The following is a 22,075-nucleotide window of genomic DNA, read 5'->3' on the forward strand; positions in this document are numbered from 1 at the left end:
GAACGGGTAGGCGAACAAACGCCCGTCGTCGGACGTTTCCCGTCTCGCCCGCCGCGCCCGGCGCCTAGATTGATCGCTCGAGGCAACGGCAATGAGGATCTCGAGTGTTGGGCGGAATGCCGTGGACACTGTTCGGGACGAGAGCGGGCGGGTGCTGGTGGACCGGGCGGAGAACGGACGGTACCGCTGGCGGGCCAAGGCGAGCAACGGACGGATCGTGGCCATCTCGGCCCCGGCCTACTCCGGCGCCGACGAGGCCCGGCGCGCCTACTCACGGCTGCGGCGCGACGCGCCGAACCTGTCGGCGAGGATCAGCCACGTCAAGGACGGGACCGGGTGGACCTGGGTGCTGCAGTCCCCGGGCGGCACCCCGCTGGCCCGCTCCATCCGCTCCTACGAGCGCTACGCCACCTGCCAGATCGCGGTCGCCAAATTCTTGGCGCTGCTGGCGGCTGACGTCTGAGATGCCCGCCGCCCTGGTGGTGCGCGCGGCCGAGGGCGGGGACCTGACCTGGGTGCTGCTGGCGGCCAACGGCCGCCCGCTGGCGCGCTCGGCCGCCGCCTTCCGCACCGACGAGGCCCTGGCCGCGGCCTGGCGCGAACTGGTCGCCGACCGCGCTGCCCTGAACATCCGCCTGGGCCGGGACGGCACCGGCCCGGACTGGTGGTGGACCGCCACGCTGCCGGCGCGCAGCGTCGGCGCCGGCGTCGGCACCGCCACGGCCGGCGTGGTGGTGGCCCGCAGCGCCCGCGGCTACCTGCGCCCGGACCAGTGCCGGGGCGGCGCCTCCGGGTTCATCAGCGCTTTGTCGGGCTTCGCCCGTCGCGTCGGCGAGCGGGGTGCGTCCAGGGCGACGGCGGGGACCCGCCGCGGGAAGTGAGCAGGGCCCACCGACGCGGCGGAAAACCGTTCCGCGGGTGAACGCGGAACCCCGAAGACCGCACCGCAGCGCCACTGCCGGAAGCACACGAGGTGCCACCTGACTCCGTCTCAGGGGTCGGATACCTGCTTCGACCTGCACCGGAGTTCGGCCCGCAGGCGCGCGTCGCCCGGCCCGCCCGGCGGCCGCCCTCTGGCCGCGACGGCGCCGGTCGGCGAATCTCGACCTCGCAAGGACCAGTCCCCCTTGCAGGAGGAAAGCAATGCGCTCTGTCACCCGCAAGCTCGCCCTGACCTCGGCCGCGGCCGTGGCCGGCTTGGCCGCCGTCGCGGCCACCGTGACCCCGGCCTCGGCCGACCCGCCGGTCGGCACCACCCCGGCCGCGTCCGACATCGTGTCGGTCGGCTCGGACACCATCCAGGCGTTCGACAACGGTCTGTCGACCGCGTACAACGCGACCGGCCCGGCTTCGAAGTACTACAGCTGGGACGCGACCCCGGCGGGCAACATCACGCCGAAGTCCGGCGCCTCGACGATCGCCCGCCCCAACGGCTCCAGCCAGGGCATCAGCGCGCTGAACGCCAACACCGCCGCCACCGTCGACATCGCCCGCGCCTCGCGCGGCCCGCAGACCGGCACCACCGACTGGTTCATCCCGTTCGCGGTCGACGCGGTCGGCTGGTCCGCCTACACCGGCGGCAACGCCCCGTCCGCCCTGACCAGCGCGGAACTGACCGGCATCTACAACTGCACCTACACCACGTGGGACAGCCTGCCGACGCACCCGACCGCCTCGCACGACACCATCAAGGTCTACATCCCGCAGTCCGGCTCCGGCACCCGCTCCTTCTTCCTGGGCGCGCTCGGCATCACGGCCTCGTCCGAGCCGTGCTGGCAGGCCACCACCCCTGAGGAGAACGAGGGCACCGACCCGGTCTTCACCGGCAACGTCGACGCCATCTTCCCGTACTCCCTGAGCCACTACGTCGGCCAGGTCTACAACGGCAAGGGCAGCGGCAACGACAACGCCGGCTCCCTGGACGCCCTCCGCACGCTGGACGGCGTCAACCAGATCGACACGGTCAACAAGGTCTGGAACTCCAGCCTGTCGCTGACCTACACCCGCAACGTCTACCACGTCGTGCGCCAGTCCGACTGGGCCGACGCCACCGAGGGCCCGCGCCTGAAGGCCCTGCTCGACCGCTCCACCGCCAACGGCTGGCTGTGCAAGAACGGTGGCAGCCTGATCGCCAGCTACGGCTTCCACGCCCTGGGCGCCGCCTGCGGCACCCGCACCGCCGGTATCTGATCCCGCGGCGGGCCTGAGCCCGCCGGCGAGATCCCCGGTGATTCCGGGAGGACGACCGGGCCCGTCGGAGCCGTTCCCGGACGGCCCGGCGGATCCGGCCTTTCCCCCTTCGCAGAACCCTTCGCACCTTGTCCGCCTCGCCATCCAGAACCTCCAAGGAGTCCCCATGAACCGCACCGCCGTGCGCTCGCTCGCCGCCGCCTTCGCGCTCGCCGCGACCGCCGTCGCCCTGCCGTCGGCGAGCGCCACCGGCACCCCGGCCTCCGGCAGCGCCGCGCTGACCGCGACCAACACCTTCCTCACCCAGGCCCTGCAGTCCGGGATCGTGGCGGTGCCGCTGCCCAGCGCGACCGGTTCGTACGACAGCACCTCCGGCGCCACCGCCACCTTCCCGGTGACCGGCGGCGACGCCGTCCTGCCGCGCTTCTACGGCAGCATCACCCTCGGCGGCGGGCTGATGTTCGCCGACGGTCTGACCGGCAAGGTGGCCTGCTTCCACCAGGTCGCGTTCGGCGGCGACACCCAGGCGCTGACGGCGGTTCCGGACGGCGGCAGCACTCCGGTGCCGCTGTTCTTCCTCGGTGACGACGTCGTGGGCAGTGGCGTCGGCACCACGCCGCAGACGCTGTCCGGCGACGCCGACCTCGACCCGGCCGGCGCCGCGTACCTGGACAAGGCGCTGAACACCACGTTCTTCTCCGGCGGCCAGGTCGTCGGCACCCTGAACATCGCCTTCACCCCGGCCTCCTGACCCGCGACCGCCACCCCGCCGGCCGCGCGGCGGCGCCCGGGCCCGCGCCCGGCGTCGACGCGCGGTCGGCCAGCGTTTCCGCCTTGGCCGTCCCGCGGACGGGCCCCGGTCGCCCGCCGACGGGCGAATATATGCGTCCCCTGATTCTCGATCTCGGAGGTTCCCCCATGTCGCCCCGTGGAGCGGGAGCCGGCCGGCGCAGAGGCCTGATCGCCTACTGCGCCGCCGTGCTCGCCTGGACGGTCAGCTTCATGACGGCGCTGGTCCTGCTGCCTCCGGGCGCGCACACCACCGCCGTCGCCCACGCCGACGCCACCTCGGTCACCGTCGCCGGACCGGAGCAGTGGGATCCGGCTTCCGGGCAGTACGGCGCGCGCGGGACGGTCACGGTCTCCCAGACCCAGAACCTCGTCGACCAGGTGGTCCACGTGTCCTGGACCGGGTTCACCACCAGCTCGACGTCGTTCGTCTCCTGGGACGACAGCGTCTCCGAGCGGCTGACCTTCTATCCGGTGATCGTGTACGAGTGCCGGGGGAAGGACCCGAAGATCACCGACTGCTACGGGTCGACGCACTACAACCAGGACCCCGCCCGCGGGTTCAAGCAGGCGCAGGCCGACCCCTCGGCGCCGGACTACCCGACCAACGCCGGCATCGCCGTCACCCACGGCGACCACGCCGGCAGCGTGGACCTCGAGGTCTACACGGCGAGCCAGGCACCGACCCTGGGCTGCGACGCGACGCACCAGTGCTCGATCGTCGTGGAGCCCGACTACGGCGGCGACGCGCTGGGCTACGACACGGCGGACGGGTCGCCGGACTGCACCGACCACAGCCTCGACGCCGACGGCGGGTTCAACCAGGCGAACGTCCAGTCGTTCACGCAGGTCGACGCGGCCGACGACTTCCAGGCCGGCGAGTACTGCGCGTGGACCCACCGCACGGTCGTCCCGATCTCCTTCGCCCCGGTGCCCGCGGCCTGCGCCGCCGGCGCGACCGACGTGGCCGGCGAGGGCACGCCGATGCTGGACCGCGCCCTGACCCAGTGGGTCGTGGGGTCCTGCCTGGCCGGGAACAACCCGGTGACGGTGAACGACGCCAGCGGGCTGACCGAGCCGCAGGCCCGGGGCGACTTCCTCAAGGGGGCGCCGGGGGCGGACCTGGCCTTCACCTCGCTGCCCGCGGACCCGGCCGCGAGCGCGGCGCGCCCGTACACGTACGTGCCGGTCGGCAGCAACGGGATCGCGATCGCCTTCTTCGTCGACGATCCGGTCACCCACCTGCCGATCACGAGGATGAAGCTGAACGCGCGGCTGGTGGCCAAGCTCCTGACGCAGTCCTACGACCTCGAACACGTCCAGGGGCTGAAGAGCGACACCCCGTCGGTGGCGGGGAACCCGATCTGCCTCTACAACGACCCCGAGTTCCTGGCGCTGAACCCGACCGACGGCGCCTTCACCTGGCCGGTCTGCCCCGGCCTGGACGCCCCGAACACCCTGCCGATCGTCATGGGCGGCAAGACCGACATGGTCCGCGAGCTGACGACCTGGATCATGTCCGACCCCGACGCGCGGGCGTTCCTGAGCGGGACACCCGACCCGAGCGGGATGCGCGTCGACGGCTTCTACAAGACGTCGGCGTACCCGTACCCGATCGACGGCTTCATCCCGCAGGACTCCAGCGGGCCGCCGGTCGACCCCACCACCGGCCTGCCGTACGACCCCGCCGGGGACCGCCGGGACTACGGCAGCCTCAAGAGCTTCGAGTGGAGCCCGATCCAGTCCGGGCTCGACGACGTCCTCCGGCACCTGTTGCGTGCCACCGCGACGTGCAGCGGGCCGGTGCTGATCAACGGGGTCCACCCCAAGTGCGCGGGCCTGCACCTCGGCAACCGGGGCGTGATCGCCATCATGGACACCGGCCGTGCTTCGGCCTTCAGCCTGCCGACCGCGTCACTGCTCAACGCCGCCGGCAACTATGTCGCCCCGGGCGCGCCGAGCATGACCGCGGCCGTCGCCGACTACGTGACCGACGCCAAGACCGGGACCCAGTCGCTGCCGTGGGGCGTCGCGGGCACCGACTACGCGAAGGACGCCAACGCCTACCCGCTGACCGTACCGGCCTATGCGATGGCGCCGACCTCCGGCGTCTCCGCCGCCAAGGCGAACAACATCGCGAACTTCCTGAGCGCGGTCACCGACAACCGCAGCGGCCAGCTCCCGGGCACGACGCCCGGCGAGCTCGCCCCGGGCTACGTGCCCAACTCCGCCAAGCAGGCCGTGCAGGCCGGGGCCGCGATCGCCGCGATCCGGCCCAAGGCCGCGCCCGGCTCCGGGTCCACCGTGACCGTGACCGCGACCGGCCCGGTGCCGACCGGCGGCGTGACCGGGACGCCGACGACGTCCGGGAGCGTGGTGGTCACGCCGGTCACCGTGGTGAGCAACGGCAAGACCACGATCTACCGGGTCACGAGCACCATCGGCGGCAACGGGAACGGCAGCGGCGACACCGGGGGCGCCGCCGGGACGGGCCCGGGCACGACCGGGAACGGCGGCTCGACCTCGAAGGGCGTGGCCGGAGCCCCTAGCGGCGGCTCCACCCGCTCGCTCAGCGGCTCCACCACGCCGGCCGCCGCAGCCGTGGGCGCCGCCGCCCCGGACACGGCCGGTCCGGCCCGCTTCGTCCTGCCGACGCTGCTGGTGATCGGCGTGGTGCTGGTCGCCGCGGGCCCCGCCGGGCTCCTGCTGTCCGCCCCCGGCGGGACCGGCGCCCGCATCCGGGCCCTGACCTCGCGGCCGCGGCCCACGCGCCGCTTCGGGAAGTGAGCGCCGTGTCGGCCGCCGCCCCGGGCGCCGGAGGGCTCGTCGACGAGGTCTTCGGCCCGCCGCCCCCTCAGCTCCCGCCGTCCGGCCCCGCCTCCGGCGGGGCACCGGTCCCGGGCGAGCAGGCGCCGATCCCGATCATCCCGGGCGTGTCGCGCGGCGACCGGGTGTTCCGCGCGGTCTTCCGGTCCGCCGGGCTGTCGGTGTTCGTCATCATGGGCCTGATCGCGCTGTTCCTCGCCACCCGCGGGGCGCAGGCCCTGCGCGCCACCGGGTGGTCGTTCCTGACCGAGCAGCGCTGGCAGACCGCCACGCACCGGTTCGGCGTCGGCGCGGTGCTGCTGGACGGGATCATCATCGCCCTGATCGCCCTGGTCATCGCGGTGCCCGTGGCGCTGTGCGCGGCGGTGTACATCGCCGAGTACGCGCCGGCCGGACTGCGCCGGCTGCTGATCTCGCTGATCGACCTGATGGCGGCGGTGCCCAGCATCGTCTACGGCTTGTGGGGGCTGATCTTCCTCACGCCGCGCGTCATCGGGTTCGAGGCGTGGCTGTCGAGCCACCTCGGCGGCGTGCTGCCGTTCCTGAAGGTCCGCAACGAGCAGGTCGCCGCGTCCTTCACCCAGTCGGCGTTCATCGCCGGAGTGGTGGTGGCGCTGATGGTGATCCCCATCATCTGCTCGCTGTCGCGGGAGGTGTTCTCGCAGGCCCCGACCGGGGAGCGGGAGGGAGCCTACGCACTCGGCTCGACGCGCTGGGGCATGGTGCGCACGGTCGTGTTGCCGTTCGGCAAGGGCGGCGTGATCGGCGCCGTGATGCTCGGGTTCGGCCGGGCGATGGGCGAGACCATCGCGGTCGCGCTGATCATCTCGCCGGTGTTCGCGATCTCCACGCACCCGTTGCAGGCCGGCGGCAACTCCATCTCCGCGCTGATCGCGCTGCGCTACGGCGAGTCCGACAAGCTCGCGCTGTCCGCGCTGATGGCCGCCGGGCTGGTGCTGTTCCTGATCACGCTGCTGGTCAACATGGCGGCGGCCGCGGTCATCTCCCGTTCGCGCTCCGGCGCCGCGACCAATGAGTGAGGGGGCTGACGCCGCCATGACCACCGTGACGACGAAGGCCGCGGCGACCGCGACGCCCGCGGCGACCGTTGGCACCCCGTACCTCGACGCGGACAGCGGCCAGGTCCTGGTCCGCCCGGGTGCGATCACCGCGGCGGACGCCGGCTCCCTGGCCGGGGCCGCGGCCGGCTCGCTCGGCCTGGTCTGGCTGCTCTACGAGCGGATCCTTCCCTTCTCCGGCGCGCTGGGCTTCTGGGTGTGCTGGTACGTCGCCTTCCTCGCCTTCTATTGGGGCATCGCGCGCACCCAGTGGGAATCCCGGCACGTGCGCGAGAAGATCGCGACCGCCGTGTTCACCGGCGCGGGCGTGCTCGTGGTGGCGGTGCTGGCCGACCTGATCGGCTACATCGGCTGGCGTGGCGCCAAGGCGGTGGGGCACGGCAACTTCCTGACCACCGACATGCAGCGGACCGGACCGCTGGACCGCCTGGACAGCGGCGGGATCCTGCACGCGATGATCGGCTCGCTGGAGCAGCTGGGTCTGGCGACGCTGTTCGCGGTGCCGCTGGGCATCGCCGCCGCGGTGTTCATGTCCGAGGTCGGCGGCCGGCTGGCGCAGCCCGTGCGCACCGTGGTGAACGCGATGACCGCGCTGCCGTCCATCGTGGCCGGGCTGTTCGTCCTGGGCTCGGTGATCCTGACCCTGGGCTACGACCGCAGCGGGTTCGCCGCCTCGCTGGCGCTGACCGTGATGATGATGCCGATCGTCACCCGGGCCTCGGAGGTGGTGATCCGCGTGGTACCGAACACTCTGCGCGAGGCTTCCTACGCCCTCGGCGGGAGTCAGTGGCGCACGGTGTGGAACGTGGTGCTGCCCACGGCGCGCTCCGGCCTGACCACCGCGATCCTGCTCGGCATGGCGCGGGCGGTGGGGGAGACCTCACCGGTGCTGCTCAGCGCCGGGTTCACGCCGCGCAAGAACGCCAACCCGTTCAGCGGCCAGCAGGTCAGCCTGCCGCTGTACGTCTGGAACTACGTCCGCTACCCGCAGGAGGACATGAAGGTCCGGGCGTTCGGCGCGGCGCTGGCGCTGATGTCGATCGTGCTGATCCTGTTCGTCGCGGCCCGCGTCGCCGGCGGCCGGCGGCCCGGCGAACTCTCGCGGCGCAGTCTGCGGCGGCTGGCCCGGGACCGTGCCTCCGGCGCATCCGACGCCTCCGGCGCTTCCGCGCCCGCCACCTCGGCCACTTCCACCGCCCCGCCCCCGCCGGCCGCGCGTCCGGCCCCCGTGACCACGGCCGTCATCCCATCCCGACCGGAGCCAGCATCGTGACCCCAGGACGAACCTTGAGACATCGGATCCCGGCCTGGCTGGCGGCCGCCGTGGGCGCGGCACTGGCCGCGGCGTTCGTGCCGGCCGCCCCCGCGCACGCGACCACCGCGCTCACCGGCTCCGGCTCCTCGTGGAGCGGGCCGGCGCTGGACCAGTGGCGCCGCGACATCCTCCCGCAGGGCATCAACATCAACTACGCGACCAACGGCTCGGCGGCCGGCCGTCAGGACTGGACCAACGACCTGGACGACTTCACCGCCTCCGACGTGCCCTTCCGCACCACCCCGGACCAGGGCGTGAACGACTCCGGGCACAGCAACGGCCTGGGCAACGTGGAGAACCCCCGCTACCGCTACTCCTACGTGCCGGTGACCGCCGGCGGCACGACCTTCATGTACAACCTGAAGATCGGCGGCAAGCAGATCACGGACCTGCGCCTCTCGCCGGACACCCTGGTCGGGATCTTCACGAACAAGATCACCATGTGGGACGACGCGCGGATCAAAGCCGACTACCCGGGCAACCTGCCGCACCTGCCGATCACGCCGGTGGTCCGCTCCGACGGCTCGGGGGCGACCGCCCAGTGGACCCGCTACATGGAGCACACGCACAAGGCCGAGTGGGATGCCTACTGCACTTCCATCAACGGTGTCTCGTGCGGGGACTACACGGAGTTCTTCCCGACCCCGTCCAGCAGCAACATGCACTCCGAGAACGGGTCGGACGTGGTGGCGAACTTCATCATGGCCCCGACCGGCAACGGCGCGATCGGCTATGACGAGTACGCCTACGCCAAGCTGAACAACTGGCCGGTCGTCAAGGTGCTGAACCCCGCCGGGTACTACACCGTCCCCACCGCGTCGAACGTGGCCATCGCGCTGACCGCGGCCAAGATCCGCGGCGTGGACGACGACACGGCGCCGGACGACCCGAACTACCTGCAGCAGAATCTGGACGGCGTCTACGTCAACAGCGACAAGCGGTCGTACCCGATCTCCAGCTACAGCTACATCATCGTGCCGCGCGACGCCGGGTCCCTGCCGTCGCTCCCGCGCGGGACCACCGACCACGGCGGGGCGCTGTCCAAGTACGCCGCTTACATCCTGTGCGCCGGACAGGCCGAGGCCGACCAGCTCGGATACTCGCCGATCCCGCGCAACCTGGTCCGCGGCGGGATGCTGCAGGTCTCGCACATCCCCGGCCAGCAGTCCGGGGTCGATCCCAACTCGCTGGCGAACTGCCCGAACCCCACCTTCAACTCCGCCGGCCAGCTCACCGTGCTCGTCGACGCGCCACAGCCGAGCCCCTGCGACGCCAAGGGCGCGCCGCTGAACTGCACCCCGGGCTCCACGACCGGTGGTTCCTCGGGCGGTTCGAGCGGGGGGACCACCGGGGGCGGCAGCGGCGGTTCGAAGGGCGGCGCCGCAGGCGGGACGACCGGCGGCAAGACCGGCGGGACCAGCGGATCCTCCGGCGGTTCGTCGGGCGGTTCGTCGGGCGGTGCGAGCGGCGGGAGCGCAGGTGGGACCACTGGGGGGACGACCGGCGGCGCGACCGGTGGAGCTTCCGGCGGGACGACCGGCGGCGCATCCGGCGGCACCGCCGGCGCAGACTCCGGCGGCACGATCGACCCGCTGACCGGCCAGGTCGACAACGGAGGCGACTCCGGCGGCACCGGCGGATCGCTCGACGACAGCGCCGTCGTCGCCGACGTCCCGGCCCGGCACGACCCGAAGCTGATGGCCTCCCTGACCGCGCTGGAACTGCTGGCGGTGGTGGCCCTGCCGCCGGTGCTCGGGACCTACCTCGTGCGGCGCCGACGGCTCGCGGCCGCGGGGCCGGGGCCGAGGCCAGGGCCGGGATCAGGGGATCAGGAGCCGAAGTCGTGACCGCGCCCACCGCGCCCACTGCGTCCGCGGCCGCGGCCGCGACCGGCGACCCGGGCCCGGGCGACTCGTCCGGCACCACCGCGACACTGCCCGGTGCCGGGAAGGGGGGCGGGACCGGAACCGGCGAGCCCGAAGGCGCCGCGGCGTCGGTGGTCGCGTCCCCCGAGCCCGCGCCGTCGGCGCCCCGGCCCCAGGCCCGCGTGGCGGACAGCGTGCCGGCCTCCCGCGCCGGTCGGGGCCTGCGAGTCGCCCGGACCGTGGCCGCCTCAGCGACCCTGGCTTCGGGGCTGCTGCTCGGGTTCGGCGTCTACGCCTACGGCCTGACCGGCCTGCAGGAGCAGCACAGCCAGGCGAACCTCTACCGGGAGCTGGACAGCCGGCTCTCCGACGCCACCGCGCCGACCGGTCCCGCCGCCGACGGGGCTCCGCTGGCGATCGTCGACATCCCGGCGATCGGGCTGCACCAGACGGTGGTCGTCGAGGGCACCACCGGGGCCGACCTTGCTCGGGGGCCGGGGCACCTGCGGGACACCGTCCTGCCCGGCCAGGACGGAGTCAGTGTGCTGCTGGGGCGGCGCGGGACGTTCGGCGCGCCGTTCGCGCACCTGACCCGGCTCAAGCCGGGCGACAAGATCAACGTCACCACCGGTCAGGGCCAGTTCTCCTATACCGTCAACGCCTTCGGGGAAGGCAGCCGGACGATCCACGACGCCTTCAAGGACCGGCTGGTGCTGGCCACCGGGGACTCGACCTGGATCCCGACGCACGTCGTCTATGTCGGCGCGCGTCTGGACGGCGCCCCCGCGCCGGTCGCCGGCCACCGGGTCAAGCGCGGAGACCTGGACAAGCCGCTGGCGTCGGACACCGACGCCTGGCCCGCGCTCCAGCTCTGGGCGCTGGCGCTGGTCTTCGCCGTGGCGCTGACCGTGTGGCTGGTCTCGGTGTGGAACCGTCGCGCGGTCTACCTGTCCGCGGCGCCGGTGTTGGCCGCCCTGCTGTGGTGCGTGTACGAGAACGCCGCCCTCCTGCTTCCCAACCTTTACTGACCGGGGACGACGATGACACAGATGGAAGAGCTCACCACCGTCGCGTCGCCGCCGGCCACGCGCCTGGTCGGGCTGGAGACCCGCGATCTGTCGGCCTGGTTCGGCGACCACAAGGTGCTGGACCGGGTCTCGCTGACGATGGCTCCCGGCGAGGTGACGGCGCTGATCGGCCCCTCGGGCTGCGGCAAGTCCACGTATCTGCGGATCCTGAACCGCATGCACGAGATGGTGAAGACGGCGAAGCTGGCCGGCCAGGTGCTGCTGGACGGCGGCGACGTCTACGCCCCCGGGCGGCGCCCGGCGGACGTGCGGGCGCGGGTCGGCATGGTGTTCCAGCGCCCGAACCCGTTCCCGGCGATGAGCATCTACGACAACGTCGCCAGCGGACTGAAGCTGGCCGGGATCAAGGTCGCCAAGGCCCGGCGCGACGAGCTGGTGGAGACCAGCCTGATCAAGGCCGGGCTGTGGACCGAGGTGCGCAGCCGGCTGCGCTCGCCCGGCGGCGCGCTGTCCGGAGGCCAGCAGCAGCGGTTGTGCATCGCACGCTCGCTGGCCGTGGAGCCGGACGTGCTGCTGATGGACGAGCCCTGCTCGGCGCTGGACCCGACGTCGACGCGGCGGGTCGAGGAGACCATCGCCGAGCTGCGCGGGCGGCTGACGATCGTGATCGTCACGCACAACATGCAGCAGGCGGCGCGGGTGTCGCAGAAGTGCGCGTTCTTCCTGGCCAGCCACGACACCCCGGGCAAGGTGGTGGAGTTCGGGCCCACGCAGCAGGTGTTCGAGGACCCGCGGGACGCGCGGACCGCCGACTACGTGCACGGCCGGTTCGGGTAGCGGGGTCCGGCGCCGGGCCCCGCCGACGCGTCGTCAGGACGCGTCGAGCAGCCCGGCGTCCCGGCCGACCAGCGCCGCCTGGACCCGGTTGGCGACCCCGAGCTTGGCCATGACCCGGGAGACGTGCGCCTTCACCGTGGCCTCGCTCAGGTACAGGCTGCGGCCGATCTGCGCGTTCGACAAGCCGCGCGCCACCTCGGCGAGGACCTCCCGCTCGCGCGGCGTCAGGTCGGCCAGCAGTTTCGCGGCCTGCTCGGCGCGATCCGCGACGCGCAGGCCGGTGTAGTGGTCCAGCAGCCGCTTGGTCACCGGTGGGGACAGCATCGCGTCGCCGCGCGCCACCACCTGCATCGCCGATATGAGGTCACGCGGCGGGGTGTCCTTGAGGAGGAAGCCGGTGGCGCCCAGCCGCAGCGCCTCGAAGATGTACGCGTCCAGGTCGAAGGTGGTGAGCATGACCACCGGCGGCGGGGCCTCGGAGGCCATGACGCGGCGCAGCGCCTCCAGGCCGTCCACGCGCGGCATCCGGACGTCCATCAGCACCACGTCCGGCCGGTGCCGGGCGACCGCGTCCAGCACCTGCGAGCCGTCCTCGGCCTCGGCCACCACCCGCAACTCCTCGACGGACTCCAGGATGGTGCGCAGGCCGGCGCGGACCAGGCTCTCGTCGTCGACGAGCAGGATGCGGATCATGGTGCGGGCTCCGGGGTCGGCGGGGTCGGCGTCAGGCGGCGGCGGTGGCGGCGGGCACGGGCACGGGCACGGTGTCGGGGACGGCCGGTGCTCCGGTCATATCATCGTCGCGTTCGGGGTTCGGGGCCGCGCGCACCGGGCTGATCGGGGCCGCCGAGGGCTTCCCGCAGGTGTCCGTGTCCAGGTCCAGGTCCGGGTCCGGGTCCAGGTCCGGGTCCAGGTCCAGGTCCAGGTCCGCGTCCGCGTCGGAGTCCTCAGCTTCGGCCGCGGCTTCCGCCCAGGGCAACCAGGCCAGCACCCGGAACCCGCCGTGCAACGTCGGCCCGGCCTCGAAGCTGCCGCCGGCCACCTCGACCCGCTCGCGCAGCCCGGCCAGCCCGGATCCGGAGCCGGGCAACGGGATCACCGGGGTGCGCGGCGCCAGGTTCTCGACCCGGACCTCCAGGCCGATCCCCGGGGCCCCGGCCAGCCGCACCGTGGCGGACGCCGACGCCGCGTACTTGTGGATGTTGGTCAGCGCTTCCTGGACCACCCGGTAGGCGGCGCGTCCGACGGTCTCCGGCACGTTCGCGTCCAGGCCCAGGCTGCTGTTCGGCACCAGGACCACGGGCACGCCGGCCGTGGCCGAGCGCTCGACCAGCCCGGCGATGTCCGCGAACCGCGGCTGCGGCGCCAGCGGCGCCGAGGTGTCGCCGCTGGCCAGCACGCCGAGCACGTCGCGCAGGTCCTCGAGGGCCGAGCGCGCGGTCTCCCGGATCAGGCCGGCCGTCTGCCGGGTCATCTCCGGCTTCGGGCGCTCGGTGATCTCCAGGCCGCCGGCGTGCAGCGCGATCAGCGAGATGCGGTGCGCCAGCACGTCGTGCATCTCGCGCGCGATCCGCGTGCGCTCGGCCAGCCGCGCGGCCTCGGCCCGGGCCTCCTGCTCGGCCTCGGCCCGTTCGGCCCGCTCCTGCAGCGCGACCAGCCGGTCGTGACGGGCGCCGACATAGGCCCCGGACAGGGCCACCACCGCGACGAACAGAGTGGTCATGACCGAGTCGCCGACCGCGACGTACCCCCGCTTGACCGTGTCCTCGGCCAAGATCACGGCGCCGGAGACGGCGGTCATGCTCCACATGACCCGGTCCCGGCGGTGCACCGCCAGCGCGAAGACCATCATCGTGAGCGGGACCTCGACCTGGCCGATCAGGCACAGGAGCATCGCCAGCACGGTGACCAGTTCCGGACGGGTGCGGCGCCACCACAGGGCCACCGCCCCGACCAGGGCGAGCGACGTCTGCCACACGCCCGGGAAGACCTCGTGGCCGTTCCAGTGCTGGACCAGATCCGTGGCGGCCTCCAGCAGGCCCAGGGTGATGACCGCGATATCGCGGGCGCGCGGGAGCCAGGCCGGGGATTTCACCCCTTCAGAGTAGGTCGGCGGCACAAGTGCGCACGTCCTACTTTCGTAGGGGAACAGGGAGATCATGACCCGGGATCCGGCCGGACAGCCCACCGGCGAGTACCTCGGCGCCACCGCCGACGAGCTGGGGCACACCACCCCCGAGGAGATGGCGGCGGCCGGGGTCAGCCAGCACGCCCAGTTCCACCGGCACGGCGTGATCAGTCTCACCCCGGACGCCCTGGTGCTGGCGGGCTGGCACGGCCCGGGGAACCCGGAACCGCTGCTGCTGCGCCGCCCTGACATCCTGGCGGTCGAGACCCGCTACACCGGCCTCTACGGCCGCTTCGTCGGCGGGATCCTGAACGCCGGCAAACCCTTGATCCTCAGCACCCGTACGGTGGGACAGATCTACTTGCTGATCGACTGGAAAGAGTTCATGGAGACCACGCACGACCGGCAGTGGGCGGCGGCCATCAGGGACTGGCTGGCGCGGGGGCCGGCGGCGGAGGCGGACGGAGAAGGTGGGGAGGCGGCCGATGGCCGGTGAGGAGGGCGCGGCGGTCTCCGTCGACGACCTGGCGTACGACGCGCTGCTGGAGTGGATCGCCGACGAGGTCGCCCCGTACGTCGGCGACGGCCGCGTGGCCGACTACATCCCGGCGCTGGCCGAGGTGCCGCCGGAGCGCTTCGGGATGGCCCTGGCCACCGTCGACGGCCGCCTCTACGGCGTGGGCGACTACCGGGAGCGGTTCTCCCTGCAGAGCATCTCCAAGGTCTACAGCCTGGCCCTGGTGATGGCCCGCGACGCCGGCGTCCTGCGCGGCCGGGTGGGCGTCGAGCCCTCCGGCAACGCCTTCAACTCCCTGATCCAGCTGGAGTACGAGCGCGGCATCCCCCGCAACCCCTTCATCAACGCCGGCGCGCTGGTCGTCACCGACCTGCTGCACAGCCTGACCGGTGACGCGGCGGGAGCGGTCCTGGACTTCCTCCGCGCCGAAGCGGACGACCACACCATCACCATCGACGGCGCCGTGGCCGCCTCCGAAGCCGAACACGGCGACCTGAACCTGGCCCTGGCCCACTTCATGGCCGCCTACGGCAACATCGAGAACCCCGTCGATCTCGCCGCCGACCACTACTTCCGCCACTGCTCGATCGCCATGTCCTGCGCCGAAGCCGCCCTCGCGACCCTGTTCCTGGCCCGTCACGGCGTCCGCGCCGACGGCTCCCGCCTGCTGCCGGTCCTGGGCGCCAAGCGGGTCAATGCCCTGATGATGACCTGCGGCGCCTACGACGCCGCCGGCGAGTTCGCGTTCCGCGTCGGCCTCCCGGTGAAGAGCGGCGTCGGAGGCGGGATCGTGGCGGTGGTGCCCGGCCGCGCCTCCCTGTGCGTTTGGTCGCCGGCGCTGGACCGCCACGGGAACTCGGTCGCGGGCGTCGAGGCGCTGGACCGGTTCACGACGGCGACGGGGTGGTCGGTGTTCTGAACCCCCACACCTTGTCGGATCGTCCGGTTATGGTGAGGGGGTGTCCACGACGACAGACCGCGACGCCGTCGCTGAGCAGCTCGAACAGTTCCGGCGGGAGCTGACCGCGTACTGCTACCGCATGCTCGGTTCCGCTTTCGAAGCCGAGGACGCGGTGCAGGAGACCCTGCTGCGGGCCTGGTCCAAGTTCGAGGGGTTCGAGGGCCGCTCGCAACTGCGGACCTGGCTCTATCGCATCGCCACCAACGTCTGCCTGGACATGGCGCCGGCCGCTCAGCGGCGGGCGCGGCCGATGGACCTGTCCGGGCCCGGTTCGGCCGCGGCGCCCAATCTGGCGCAGCTCGAGGAGAACATCTGGGTCGGGCCGATCCCGGATGAGCGGGTTCTGGCCGGTGACCCCGCCGAGGTGGCGGTCGGGCGGGAGACCATCAAACTGGCGTTCGTCGCGGCGCTGCAGAAGCTCGCCCCGCGGCAGCGCGCGGTGCTGATCCTTCGCGAGGTGCTGGCGTGGTCGGCGGCCGAGACCGCCGAGCTGCTCGACAGCTCCGTCGCGTCGGTGAACAGCGCCCTCCAGCGGGCGCGCGCCACGCTCGCCGCGAGCGGCGGCGTCGAGGGTGACGTCGCCAAGCCGCTGGACGAGGAGCAGCGCGCCTTCCTGGCCCGGTACGTCAAAGCCTTCGAGGCCTTCGACGTCGAAGGCCTCACCGAACTCCTCCGGGCCGACGTCTCGCTGAACATGCCGCCGTTCGAGCTCTGGCTCCAGGGCGTCGACGAGCTCCGCACGTGGTGGAACGGCGTGGGGTGCGGCTGCCGCGGCTCCCGCCTGCTGGAGGTCCAGGCCAACGGCACCCCCGCCTTCGCGCAGTACCGTCCGGCCGAGGACGGTGACGGCTGGACCCCCTGGGCGATCATGATCCTGGAGATCCGCGACGGCAAGCTCGCCGGGATCGGCAACTACCTCGACACCGACCGCCTGTTCCCGCTCTTCGGCGTCCCGATGCGGCTGACGGCGGAGGGGACGCCCGCCTGAGGCGGTCAGTCCGTCTCAACCATGGGTCCCCGCGCCCTCATCGTCCTCCGCGTCCTCCGCGCCCTCCGCGCCCTCGACGGGCTCGGTGCACGCGCCGGGCCCGTCCGCCGTGTCCGGCCCCGTCGTGTCCGGCGAGATCGTGAACACCTCGGCGAGCCCCGTCACCGCCAACAGCAGCCGCAGCCGCCGCCCGACGCCGGTCAGCACGAGGTCGCACCCGTCCCGCCGCGCGGCCAGCCGCATGCGCGCCAACCGGTGCAGGTCCTCACGGGTCGGCCGTTCGATGGCCGACGCGTCGTACAGCACTATGCGCTTCACACCACTACAGACCGGCGGCGCGCCCCCGAATCATCGATCCGGCGGGAATCCGGCGAAGAAATCGCCGCCGCGACCGATGAGTTCCGCCGTGCCGTGCCGTCTGACCCTACGAAGCGACCACACGGAGCTGACCGACACGACCTCCCCGAGGAGCCATCATCATGCGCAAGATCACCGCGGGCTTCTTCTCCGGCGCCGACGGCGTCGTCGACGAGCCGCAGACTTGGCACTTCCCCTACTTCTGCGACGAGCTGGGGGCGGCCGTCATGGAGTTGATGGGCTCGGCGGACACCGTGCTCTTCGGCCGCAAGACCTACGAGGGCTTCGCCGAGGCCTGGCCGGCCCGCGAGGAGGCCGGGGGCGAGGACTACGAGATGGCCAAGGCGCTCGGCGACGCGCGCAAGATCGTGGTCTCGCACTCGCCGCTGGACCTCACCTGGCGGAACTCCGAGCAGGTGCAGGGCGACCTGATCGAGTACGTCCAGGCCCTGAAGGCGGAGGACGGCGGCCCGATCGGCATGTCGGGATCGGTCTCCGTCGCGCGCCAGCTGCTGCACGCCGGCCTGCTCGACGAACTGCACCTGTTCATCCACCCCGTCGCGGTCGGCAAGGGCCTGCGCCTGTGGGAGGACGACCTCGACGAGCCGCTCAAGCTGAGCCTGATCAAGTGCGACGTGTTCAAGTCCGGCACGCTGCACGTGGTGTACGGGCCGGCTGAGTGACGGGGCCGGATCGGCCGGCCCTAGTTCCTAGTACGACCTGTTGCCCCCGCCGTAGGGATCGTTCTCCTGCGGCGGCGGCACGATCTGCGTCGGGGCCGAGGCGGACGACTCCTCGCTGTTGCCGTAGTCGGGAGTCGAAGAGGAAGCGGAATACGGCGATCCCGGGCTGAAGGAGTAGTCCGGCCCCGACGTGGGCGCCGCCGAGCCGTAGTCGTAGCTGAAGGGTGACGTGTATCCCGGGCCGTCCCCGTTCCCGTCGGCGCCCTCGGAGACCCCGTAGGTGATGACCGCGACGAGCCCGACCAGCCATCCGGCGAAGAGCCCGAACACCAGACCGGCGTTGAGCATCAGATAGTAGGTGTCGCCGTAGGAGAAGCGGGTCCCTCCCGAGGTGGCGCCGATGACGAGCGACTCGCCGGCGATGGCACTGCCGGCGACGAGGGCCAGCCCGGCGCCCGCCGCGGTGGCGAACCACGACGCGGCGAACAGCGCCCAGCGGCCCCGGGAGGCGGCCACGCCGCGACAGACCAGCAGGACCAGCAGGAACGTGAACAGCACGACGAGCACCGCCGCGCCCAGGAAGCCGAGGAAGATCCGCGTGGGCTCGCCGGTGGCCGGCGCCACGCGCCAGTCGAAGGCGCTCAGCGCCTGCACCGGCGCCGCGGTCCAGCTGTGCGCGGTCTCCTCGCGGTCCCCGGTCATCTGATCGAGACGCCACGTGTGGGTGCCCTGGTTGTCGAACGCGGCGACCAGCGCCAACAGCGCCAGCGCCGCGAACCCGGCTATCAGCATTCCGCGTCGGGCGGAAAGGTTCTCTGTCATTGGAACGCCCCCTGTCACTATCCGCTCCCTGACATTCTGTCCTCGGGATCTTGCCGTGGGTAGCCCCGCCGTTACCCCCGTCCGGGCGGACCATGCCCTCGGATCGAGGCACGTCCCGGGACGATCTACGCTGAAGACGTGACCGATGACGCCGCCGGCACCCCCGGCCCCGCACCCCGTACCACCGCGGCCTCGCGCACCATGCTGTCCCACATCATGGGGCCCACCGAGGTGAACCTCCTGGGCACCGTGCACGGCGGCGTGGTCATGAAGTTCGTCGACGACGTCGCCGGCGCGGTGGCCGGCCGCCACTCCGGCGGCCCGGCGGTCACCGCGGCCATGGACGAGATGCAGTTCCTGAACCCGGTCCGGGTCGGCGATCTGGTCCACGCCTACGCGCAGGTCAACTGGGTGGGCGCGACCTCGATGGAGGTCGGGGTGCGGGTGATGGCCGAGCCCTGGAACGAGGCCGGCACCGCGCCGCGCCACGTCGCCAGCGCCTACCTGGTGTTCGTCGCGGTCGACGACAAGGGCCAGCCCCGCGCGGTGCCCCCGCTGATCCTGGAGACCGATCTGGACCGCCGCCGCCACGCCGAGGCGGAGATCCGCCGCAGCCACCGGCTGGCCCGCCGCCGCGCCATCCAGGCGGCGCGCGCCGAGGCCGACACCGAGGCCGACACCGAGGCCGAGACCGCGGCCGGCACCGAGGCCGAGGCCGCGGTGCTGACGGTCGTCGAGAACGCGGGGGCCGGCGCGTGAGCGCGGGCGGCGTCGGCGACCGCGCCCAGCGGCTCCGCCTGGTCCCGGGGTGCTTCGTGGTCGAGCACCTGCCGGCCGCGGTGGCTCCCCCGAACGGCTGGATCGCCCAGGTCCGCGCCCCCGAGGGGCTGACCGTGGTGCGCGAGGTCGTCGACCGCGACACGGCCGGCGCCGACCTCTGGCGCGCCCTCTACGGCGGCGAGTCCGCGCACGGCCTGGGCCTGCCGGGCATGCTCGCCGCCCTGCTCGAACCGCTGGCCGCCGCCGCGGTCCCGGTGTTCGTGGCCTCCACGTTCCACGCCGACCTGGTGTTCGTGCCCGAGCAGGCGGTCGAGCGGGCCGTCGCCGCGTTGCGCGCCGCCGGCCACACCGTCGACGCGCCCGGGCAGGCCGTCGACTGAGCCGTTGGTGAACGGTCGGCTGAGCGGTCGGTTGAGTGGTCGGCCGAGTCGCCGCTGAGCGGCCCGCCGAGCGCTCGGCTGAGTTCCGCGGAACGGCGAGTCGAACGCTCGGCCGAGCTCCGCGGAACGGCCGCCCGAGCGGCCAGCCGAGCCGCCGCTCTACCGGCAGATATCCGAATCCGCCGCCCGCACCGCCAGCGGCGTCGGATGCGCCACATGGGTCTTGCGCGCGTGCTTCTTCGCTGCGGACGCCGAGGTCTCCCCGCTCGTCGGCGTCGCCGCGGGCGCGTCGGCCGCCCCCGGAGCCGCCACCGCCGAAGCCGCCACCTCGGCCACCGGCTTGTCCTGCCGCAGCGCGTCGAACAACCGCGCGGACACCGCCGGATCCCACAGCACCGTCGAGCCCGTCCCCGGGGCTTGGTAGTCCGCGTCGGACAGCGGCATCGAAACGAACCGGATGCGGTCGCGCGGCAGGTTCTTGGCGGCCAGGGCCAGGTTCAGCATCTCCTCGGTGCTCAGCGCCGAGTCGGTCCGCACCGAGGCGGCCGCCGCGCGGACCAGGCCGGAGAACCGCGCCGGGTCGGCCAGCACGTCCGAGGAGGCCACCCGGTCGGCCAGCGAGCCCAGGAACTGCTGCTGCCGGTGGATCCGTCCCAGGTCGCTGCCGCCGGTGAGGGTGTAGCGGGCGCGCACGTACGCCAGCGCCTGCACCCCGTTGACGTGCGAGACGCCGGCCGGCAGGTGGAGACCGCTCCTGGGATCGTCCGCGGCCTTGGGCAGGCACACGTCCACGCCGCCGACCGCGTCGACGATCGAGGAGAACGCCGAGAAGTCGACCTGGACGTAGTGATCGATGTGGATGCCGGTGGCGTGTTCCACAGTGGCCACGGTCAGCGCCGGGCCGCCGAGGTCCAGCGCCGAGTTGATCTTCGCCTTGTGCTCCGGGCGGGTGGCCGTCGCCGGGATCGTGACGTAGGAGTCGCGGGGGATCGACAGCAGCGTCAGCGACTTCCTGTCCGCCGCGAGCTGCGCCAGGATGATCGTGTCCGAGCGCTGCCCGTCCGCCGAGCCCAGCGATCCGAGGTGCAGCGTGTCCCGCGTGCCCTCGCTGAGCCCACGCCGGGTGTCCGAACCGACGAGCAGGATGTCGGTGGCCGGGGTGTCGGCGGGCCGGCCGTCCAGGCCTTGGAAGACGTCTGAGCGCACGGTCGCGGTGTCCACGGCGTCGGTCACCGACCAGCCGTAGCCGGACACCATCAGGATCGCCGCCGACAGCGTGCCGCCGGTCCAGGCGGCTGCCAGCCGCGCGGTGCGGCGGTTCGGGCCCCTTCCCCGGGGCGGGCGGGGGGCGGGCCGGCGGCGGAGAAGCTCCGCGACATTATCGACCATTCCGACAGCCTGTCACCATCCCGTCGCAGTCCGTGCTTACGCCACGCCGCCTTCGGCCGGGCCGGTAATCTGACCGACGATGAACGTCTCAGAACCCTCCGCGGCCCCCGCAGGGGAGAGCACGGCCGGCTGGCCGGCGGTCTCGGTGATCATGCCGGTCCTCAACGAGGAGCGGCACCTCGCGCACGCCGTCGACGGCGTCCTGCGCCAGGACTACCCCGGCGAGCTGGAGCTGATCCTGGCCATCGGCCCGAGCGAGGACCGCACCCAGCAGATCGCCGACGAGCTCTCCGCCGCCGACCCGCGGGTGCGCAGCGTCCCCAACCCCACCGGGCGCACCCCCGCCGCCCTGAACGCGGCCCTGGCCGAGGCCAAGCACGACATCGTGGTCCGCGTCGACGGCCACGGCGAGCTGGCCCCCGGCTACATCGCCACCGCCGTCCGGCTGCTCGGCGAGACCGGCGCGGCCAACGTCGGCGGCATCATGCGCGCCGAGGGCATCACGGTCTTCGAACAGGCCGTGGCCCGCGCCATGACCAGCAAGCTCGGCGTCGGAAACGCCCGCTTCCACACCGGCGGCGAGGGCGGCCCCTCGGACACCGTCTACCTCGGCGTGTTCCGCCGCGAGGTCCTCGACGAGCTCGGCGGCTACGACGAGCACTTCACCCGGGCCCAGGACTGGGAGCTGAACCACCGGATCCGCGAGTCCGGCCGCCTGATCTGGTTCGACCCGAGCCTGTCGGTGACCTACCGGCCGCGCCCGACCTTCAAGGCGCTGTCCAAGCAGTACAAGGAGTACGGCCGCTGGCGCCGCGTCGTGATGCGCACCCACGCCGGCACCGCCAGCCTCCGCTACCTGGCCCCGCCCGGGGCGCTGCTCGCCGTCGCGGCCGGCACCGTGGTCGGCCTGAGCGCGCTCACCGGCGCCCCGGCGGTCGCCGCCCTCGGCTTCGTGGTCCCGGCCGGCTACTTCGGCGCGCTGACCGCGGGCGCGCTGGTCGAGTCGCGCGGGCTGCCGGCCGGCGTCCGCGCCCGGCTGCCGCTGGTGCTGGCCACCATGCACGGCTCCTGGGCCTACGGGTTCCTCACCTCCCCGGCGCGCCTGGCCAGGGGCGCCGCCGGCCAGCCCGCGAAGAAGTAG

22 protein-coding genes are annotated in these 22,075 nt (G+C 72.9%); 17 read left to right on the top strand and 5 right to left on the bottom strand.

Annotation, left to right across the window (positions count from 1 at the left end; genetic code table 11):
* Nucleotides 1-121: 121 nt before the first annotated feature.
* The 10 genes from ABD466_RS16010 (at nt 122) to ABD466_RS16055 (ending at nt 11,929) form a co-directional block, all read left to right on the top strand.
* Nucleotides 122-463, top strand: coding sequence for a YegP family protein (locus ABD466_RS16010; RefSeq protein ID WP_344657837.1), 342 nt, complete (start codon nt 122-124; stop codon nt 461-463).
* 1 nt (nt 464) lies between these two features.
* A complete protein-coding gene (locus ABD466_RS16015; RefSeq protein WP_344657838.1) occupies nt 465-881 on the top strand; it encodes a hypothetical protein in 417 nt (138 codons plus the stop codon).
* A 262-nt stretch (nt 882-1,143) separates the two neighbouring features.
* Nucleotides 1,144-2,190, top strand: a complete 1,047-nt coding sequence (locus ABD466_RS16020; RefSeq protein ID WP_344657839.1) for a hypothetical protein — start codon at nt 1,144-1,146, stop codon at nt 2,188-2,190.
* Nucleotides 2,191-2,356: 166 nt separating this feature from the next.
* Nucleotides 2,357-2,941, top strand: a complete 585-nt coding sequence (locus ABD466_RS16025) for a hypothetical protein (RefSeq protein WP_344657840.1) — start codon at nt 2,357-2,359, stop codon at nt 2,939-2,941.
* A 167-nt stretch (nt 2,942-3,108) separates the two neighbouring features.
* Nucleotides 3,109-5,766 carry a hypothetical protein gene (locus ABD466_RS16030; protein ID WP_344657841.1) on the top strand — a complete coding sequence of 886 codons (2,658 nt, stop codon included), beginning with the start codon at nt 3,109-3,111 and terminating at the stop codon, nt 5,764-5,766.
* Entirely contained in the window at nt 5,763-6,845 is a 1,083-nt protein-coding gene (pstC, locus tag ABD466_RS16035) for a phosphate ABC transporter permease subunit PstC (protein WP_344657842.1), read from the top strand. Before ABD466_RS16030 ends, pstC begins: the two co-directional genes overlap by 4 nt.
* Before the next feature lie 16 nt (nt 6,846-6,861).
* A complete protein-coding gene (gene pstA, locus ABD466_RS16040) occupies nt 6,862-8,157 on the top strand; it encodes a phosphate ABC transporter permease PstA (RefSeq protein WP_344657843.1) in 1,296 nt (431 codons plus the stop codon).
* 14 nt (nt 8,158-8,171) lie between these two features.
* Complete coding sequence (locus ABD466_RS16045) at nt 8,172-10,046, top strand: substrate-binding domain-containing protein (protein WP_344657844.1); 1,875 nt, start codon at nt 8,172-8,174, stop codon at nt 10,044-10,046.
* On the top strand, nt 10,043-11,092 hold the full coding sequence (locus ABD466_RS16050; RefSeq protein WP_344657845.1) for a class E sortase: 1,050 nt from the start codon (nt 10,043-10,045) through the stop codon (nt 11,090-11,092). The genes ABD466_RS16045 and ABD466_RS16050 overlap by 4 nt, the downstream gene beginning before the upstream one ends.
* Before the next feature lie 21 nt (nt 11,093-11,113).
* The gene (locus ABD466_RS16055) at nt 11,114-11,929 is read left to right on the top strand and encodes a phosphate ABC transporter ATP-binding protein (RefSeq protein WP_344657846.1); all 816 of its coding nucleotides are present in this window, start codon (nt 11,114-11,116) and stop codon (nt 11,927-11,929) included.
* Between the two features lie 33 nt (nt 11,930-11,962).
* Here ABD466_RS16055 and ABD466_RS16060 read toward each other — a convergent pair whose 3' ends face one another.
* Both ABD466_RS16060 and ABD466_RS16065 read right to left on the bottom strand, forming a co-directional pair.
* Nucleotides 11,963-12,622 (bottom strand): response regulator, encoded by a 660-nt coding sequence (locus tag ABD466_RS16060; protein WP_344657847.1) that lies wholly within the window; start codon nt 12,620-12,622, stop codon nt 11,963-11,965.
* A 31-nt stretch (nt 12,623-12,653) separates the two neighbouring features.
* Complete coding sequence (locus ABD466_RS16065) at nt 12,654-14,024, bottom strand: sensor histidine kinase (protein ID WP_344657848.1); 1,371 nt, start codon at nt 14,022-14,024, stop codon at nt 12,654-12,656.
* Nucleotides 14,025-14,088: 64 nt separating this feature from the next.
* Between ABD466_RS16065 and ABD466_RS16070 the strand changes: the two genes are divergently transcribed.
* Genes ABD466_RS16070 through ABD466_RS16080 form a run of 3 tightly spaced genes read left to right on the top strand, consistent with a single transcriptional unit; the run spans nt 14,089 to nt 16,523 of the window.
* Nucleotides 14,089-14,553, top strand: a complete 465-nt coding sequence (locus tag ABD466_RS16070; RefSeq protein WP_344657849.1) for a hypothetical protein — start codon at nt 14,089-14,091, stop codon at nt 14,551-14,553.
* The gene (locus tag ABD466_RS16075; protein ID WP_344657850.1) at nt 14,543-15,493 is read left to right on the top strand and encodes a glutaminase; all 951 of its coding nucleotides are present in this window, start codon (nt 14,543-14,545) and stop codon (nt 15,491-15,493) included. Before ABD466_RS16070 ends, ABD466_RS16075 begins: the two co-directional genes overlap by 11 nt.
* 40 nt (nt 15,494-15,533) lie before the next feature.
* A complete protein-coding gene (locus tag ABD466_RS16080; RefSeq protein WP_344657851.1) occupies nt 15,534-16,523 on the top strand; it encodes a sigma-70 family RNA polymerase sigma factor in 990 nt (329 codons plus the stop codon).
* 15 nt (nt 16,524-16,538) lie between these two features.
* Here ABD466_RS16080 and ABD466_RS16085 read toward each other — a convergent pair whose 3' ends face one another.
* Complete coding sequence (locus ABD466_RS16085) at nt 16,539-16,841, bottom strand: STAS domain-containing protein (RefSeq protein WP_344657852.1); 303 nt, start codon at nt 16,839-16,841, stop codon at nt 16,539-16,541.
* Nucleotides 16,842-17,002: 161 nt separating this feature from the next.
* Here ABD466_RS16085 and ABD466_RS16090 point away from each other — a divergent pair, with 161 nt between their 5' ends.
* Nucleotides 17,003-17,563: a dihydrofolate reductase family protein gene (locus ABD466_RS16090; RefSeq protein WP_344657853.1), complete on the top strand. Its 561-nt coding sequence runs from the start codon at nt 17,003-17,005 to the stop codon at nt 17,561-17,563.
* 27 nt (nt 17,564-17,590) lie between these two features.
* Here ABD466_RS16090 and ABD466_RS16095 read toward each other — a convergent pair whose 3' ends face one another.
* Entirely contained in the window at nt 17,591-18,385 is a 795-nt protein-coding gene (locus ABD466_RS16095; protein ID WP_344657854.1) for a hypothetical protein, read from the bottom strand.
* 138 nt (nt 18,386-18,523) lie between these two features.
* Between ABD466_RS16095 and ABD466_RS16100 the strand changes: the two genes are divergently transcribed.
* Both ABD466_RS16100 and ABD466_RS16105 read left to right on the top strand, forming a co-directional pair.
* Nucleotides 18,524-19,144 carry an acyl-CoA thioesterase gene (locus ABD466_RS16100; protein ID WP_344657855.1) on the top strand — a complete coding sequence of 207 codons (621 nt, stop codon included), beginning with the start codon at nt 18,524-18,526 and terminating at the stop codon, nt 19,142-19,144.
* Nucleotides 19,141-19,545, top strand: a complete 405-nt coding sequence (locus tag ABD466_RS16105) for an ACT domain-containing protein (RefSeq protein WP_344657856.1) — start codon at nt 19,141-19,143, stop codon at nt 19,543-19,545. Before ABD466_RS16100 ends, ABD466_RS16105 begins: the two co-directional genes overlap by 4 nt.
* A gap of 159 nt (nt 19,546-19,704) precedes the next feature.
* On the opposite strand, the gene ABD466_RS16110 is transcribed toward ABD466_RS16105, so the two are convergent.
* Nucleotides 19,705-20,934, bottom strand: a complete 1,230-nt coding sequence (locus ABD466_RS16110; RefSeq protein WP_344657857.1) for an LCP family protein — start codon at nt 20,932-20,934, stop codon at nt 19,705-19,707.
* Between the two features lie 79 nt (nt 20,935-21,013).
* Here ABD466_RS16110 and ABD466_RS16115 point away from each other — a divergent pair, with 79 nt between their 5' ends.
* A complete protein-coding gene (locus ABD466_RS16115) occupies nt 21,014-22,075 on the top strand; it encodes a glycosyltransferase family 2 protein (protein WP_344657858.1) in 1,062 nt (353 codons plus the stop codon).

Origin of the sequence: Catenulispora subtropica, from assembly GCF_039531675.1 — a bacterium.
Lineage (GTDB): Bacteria > Actinomycetota > Actinomycetes > Streptomycetales > Catenulisporaceae > Catenulispora > Catenulispora subtropica.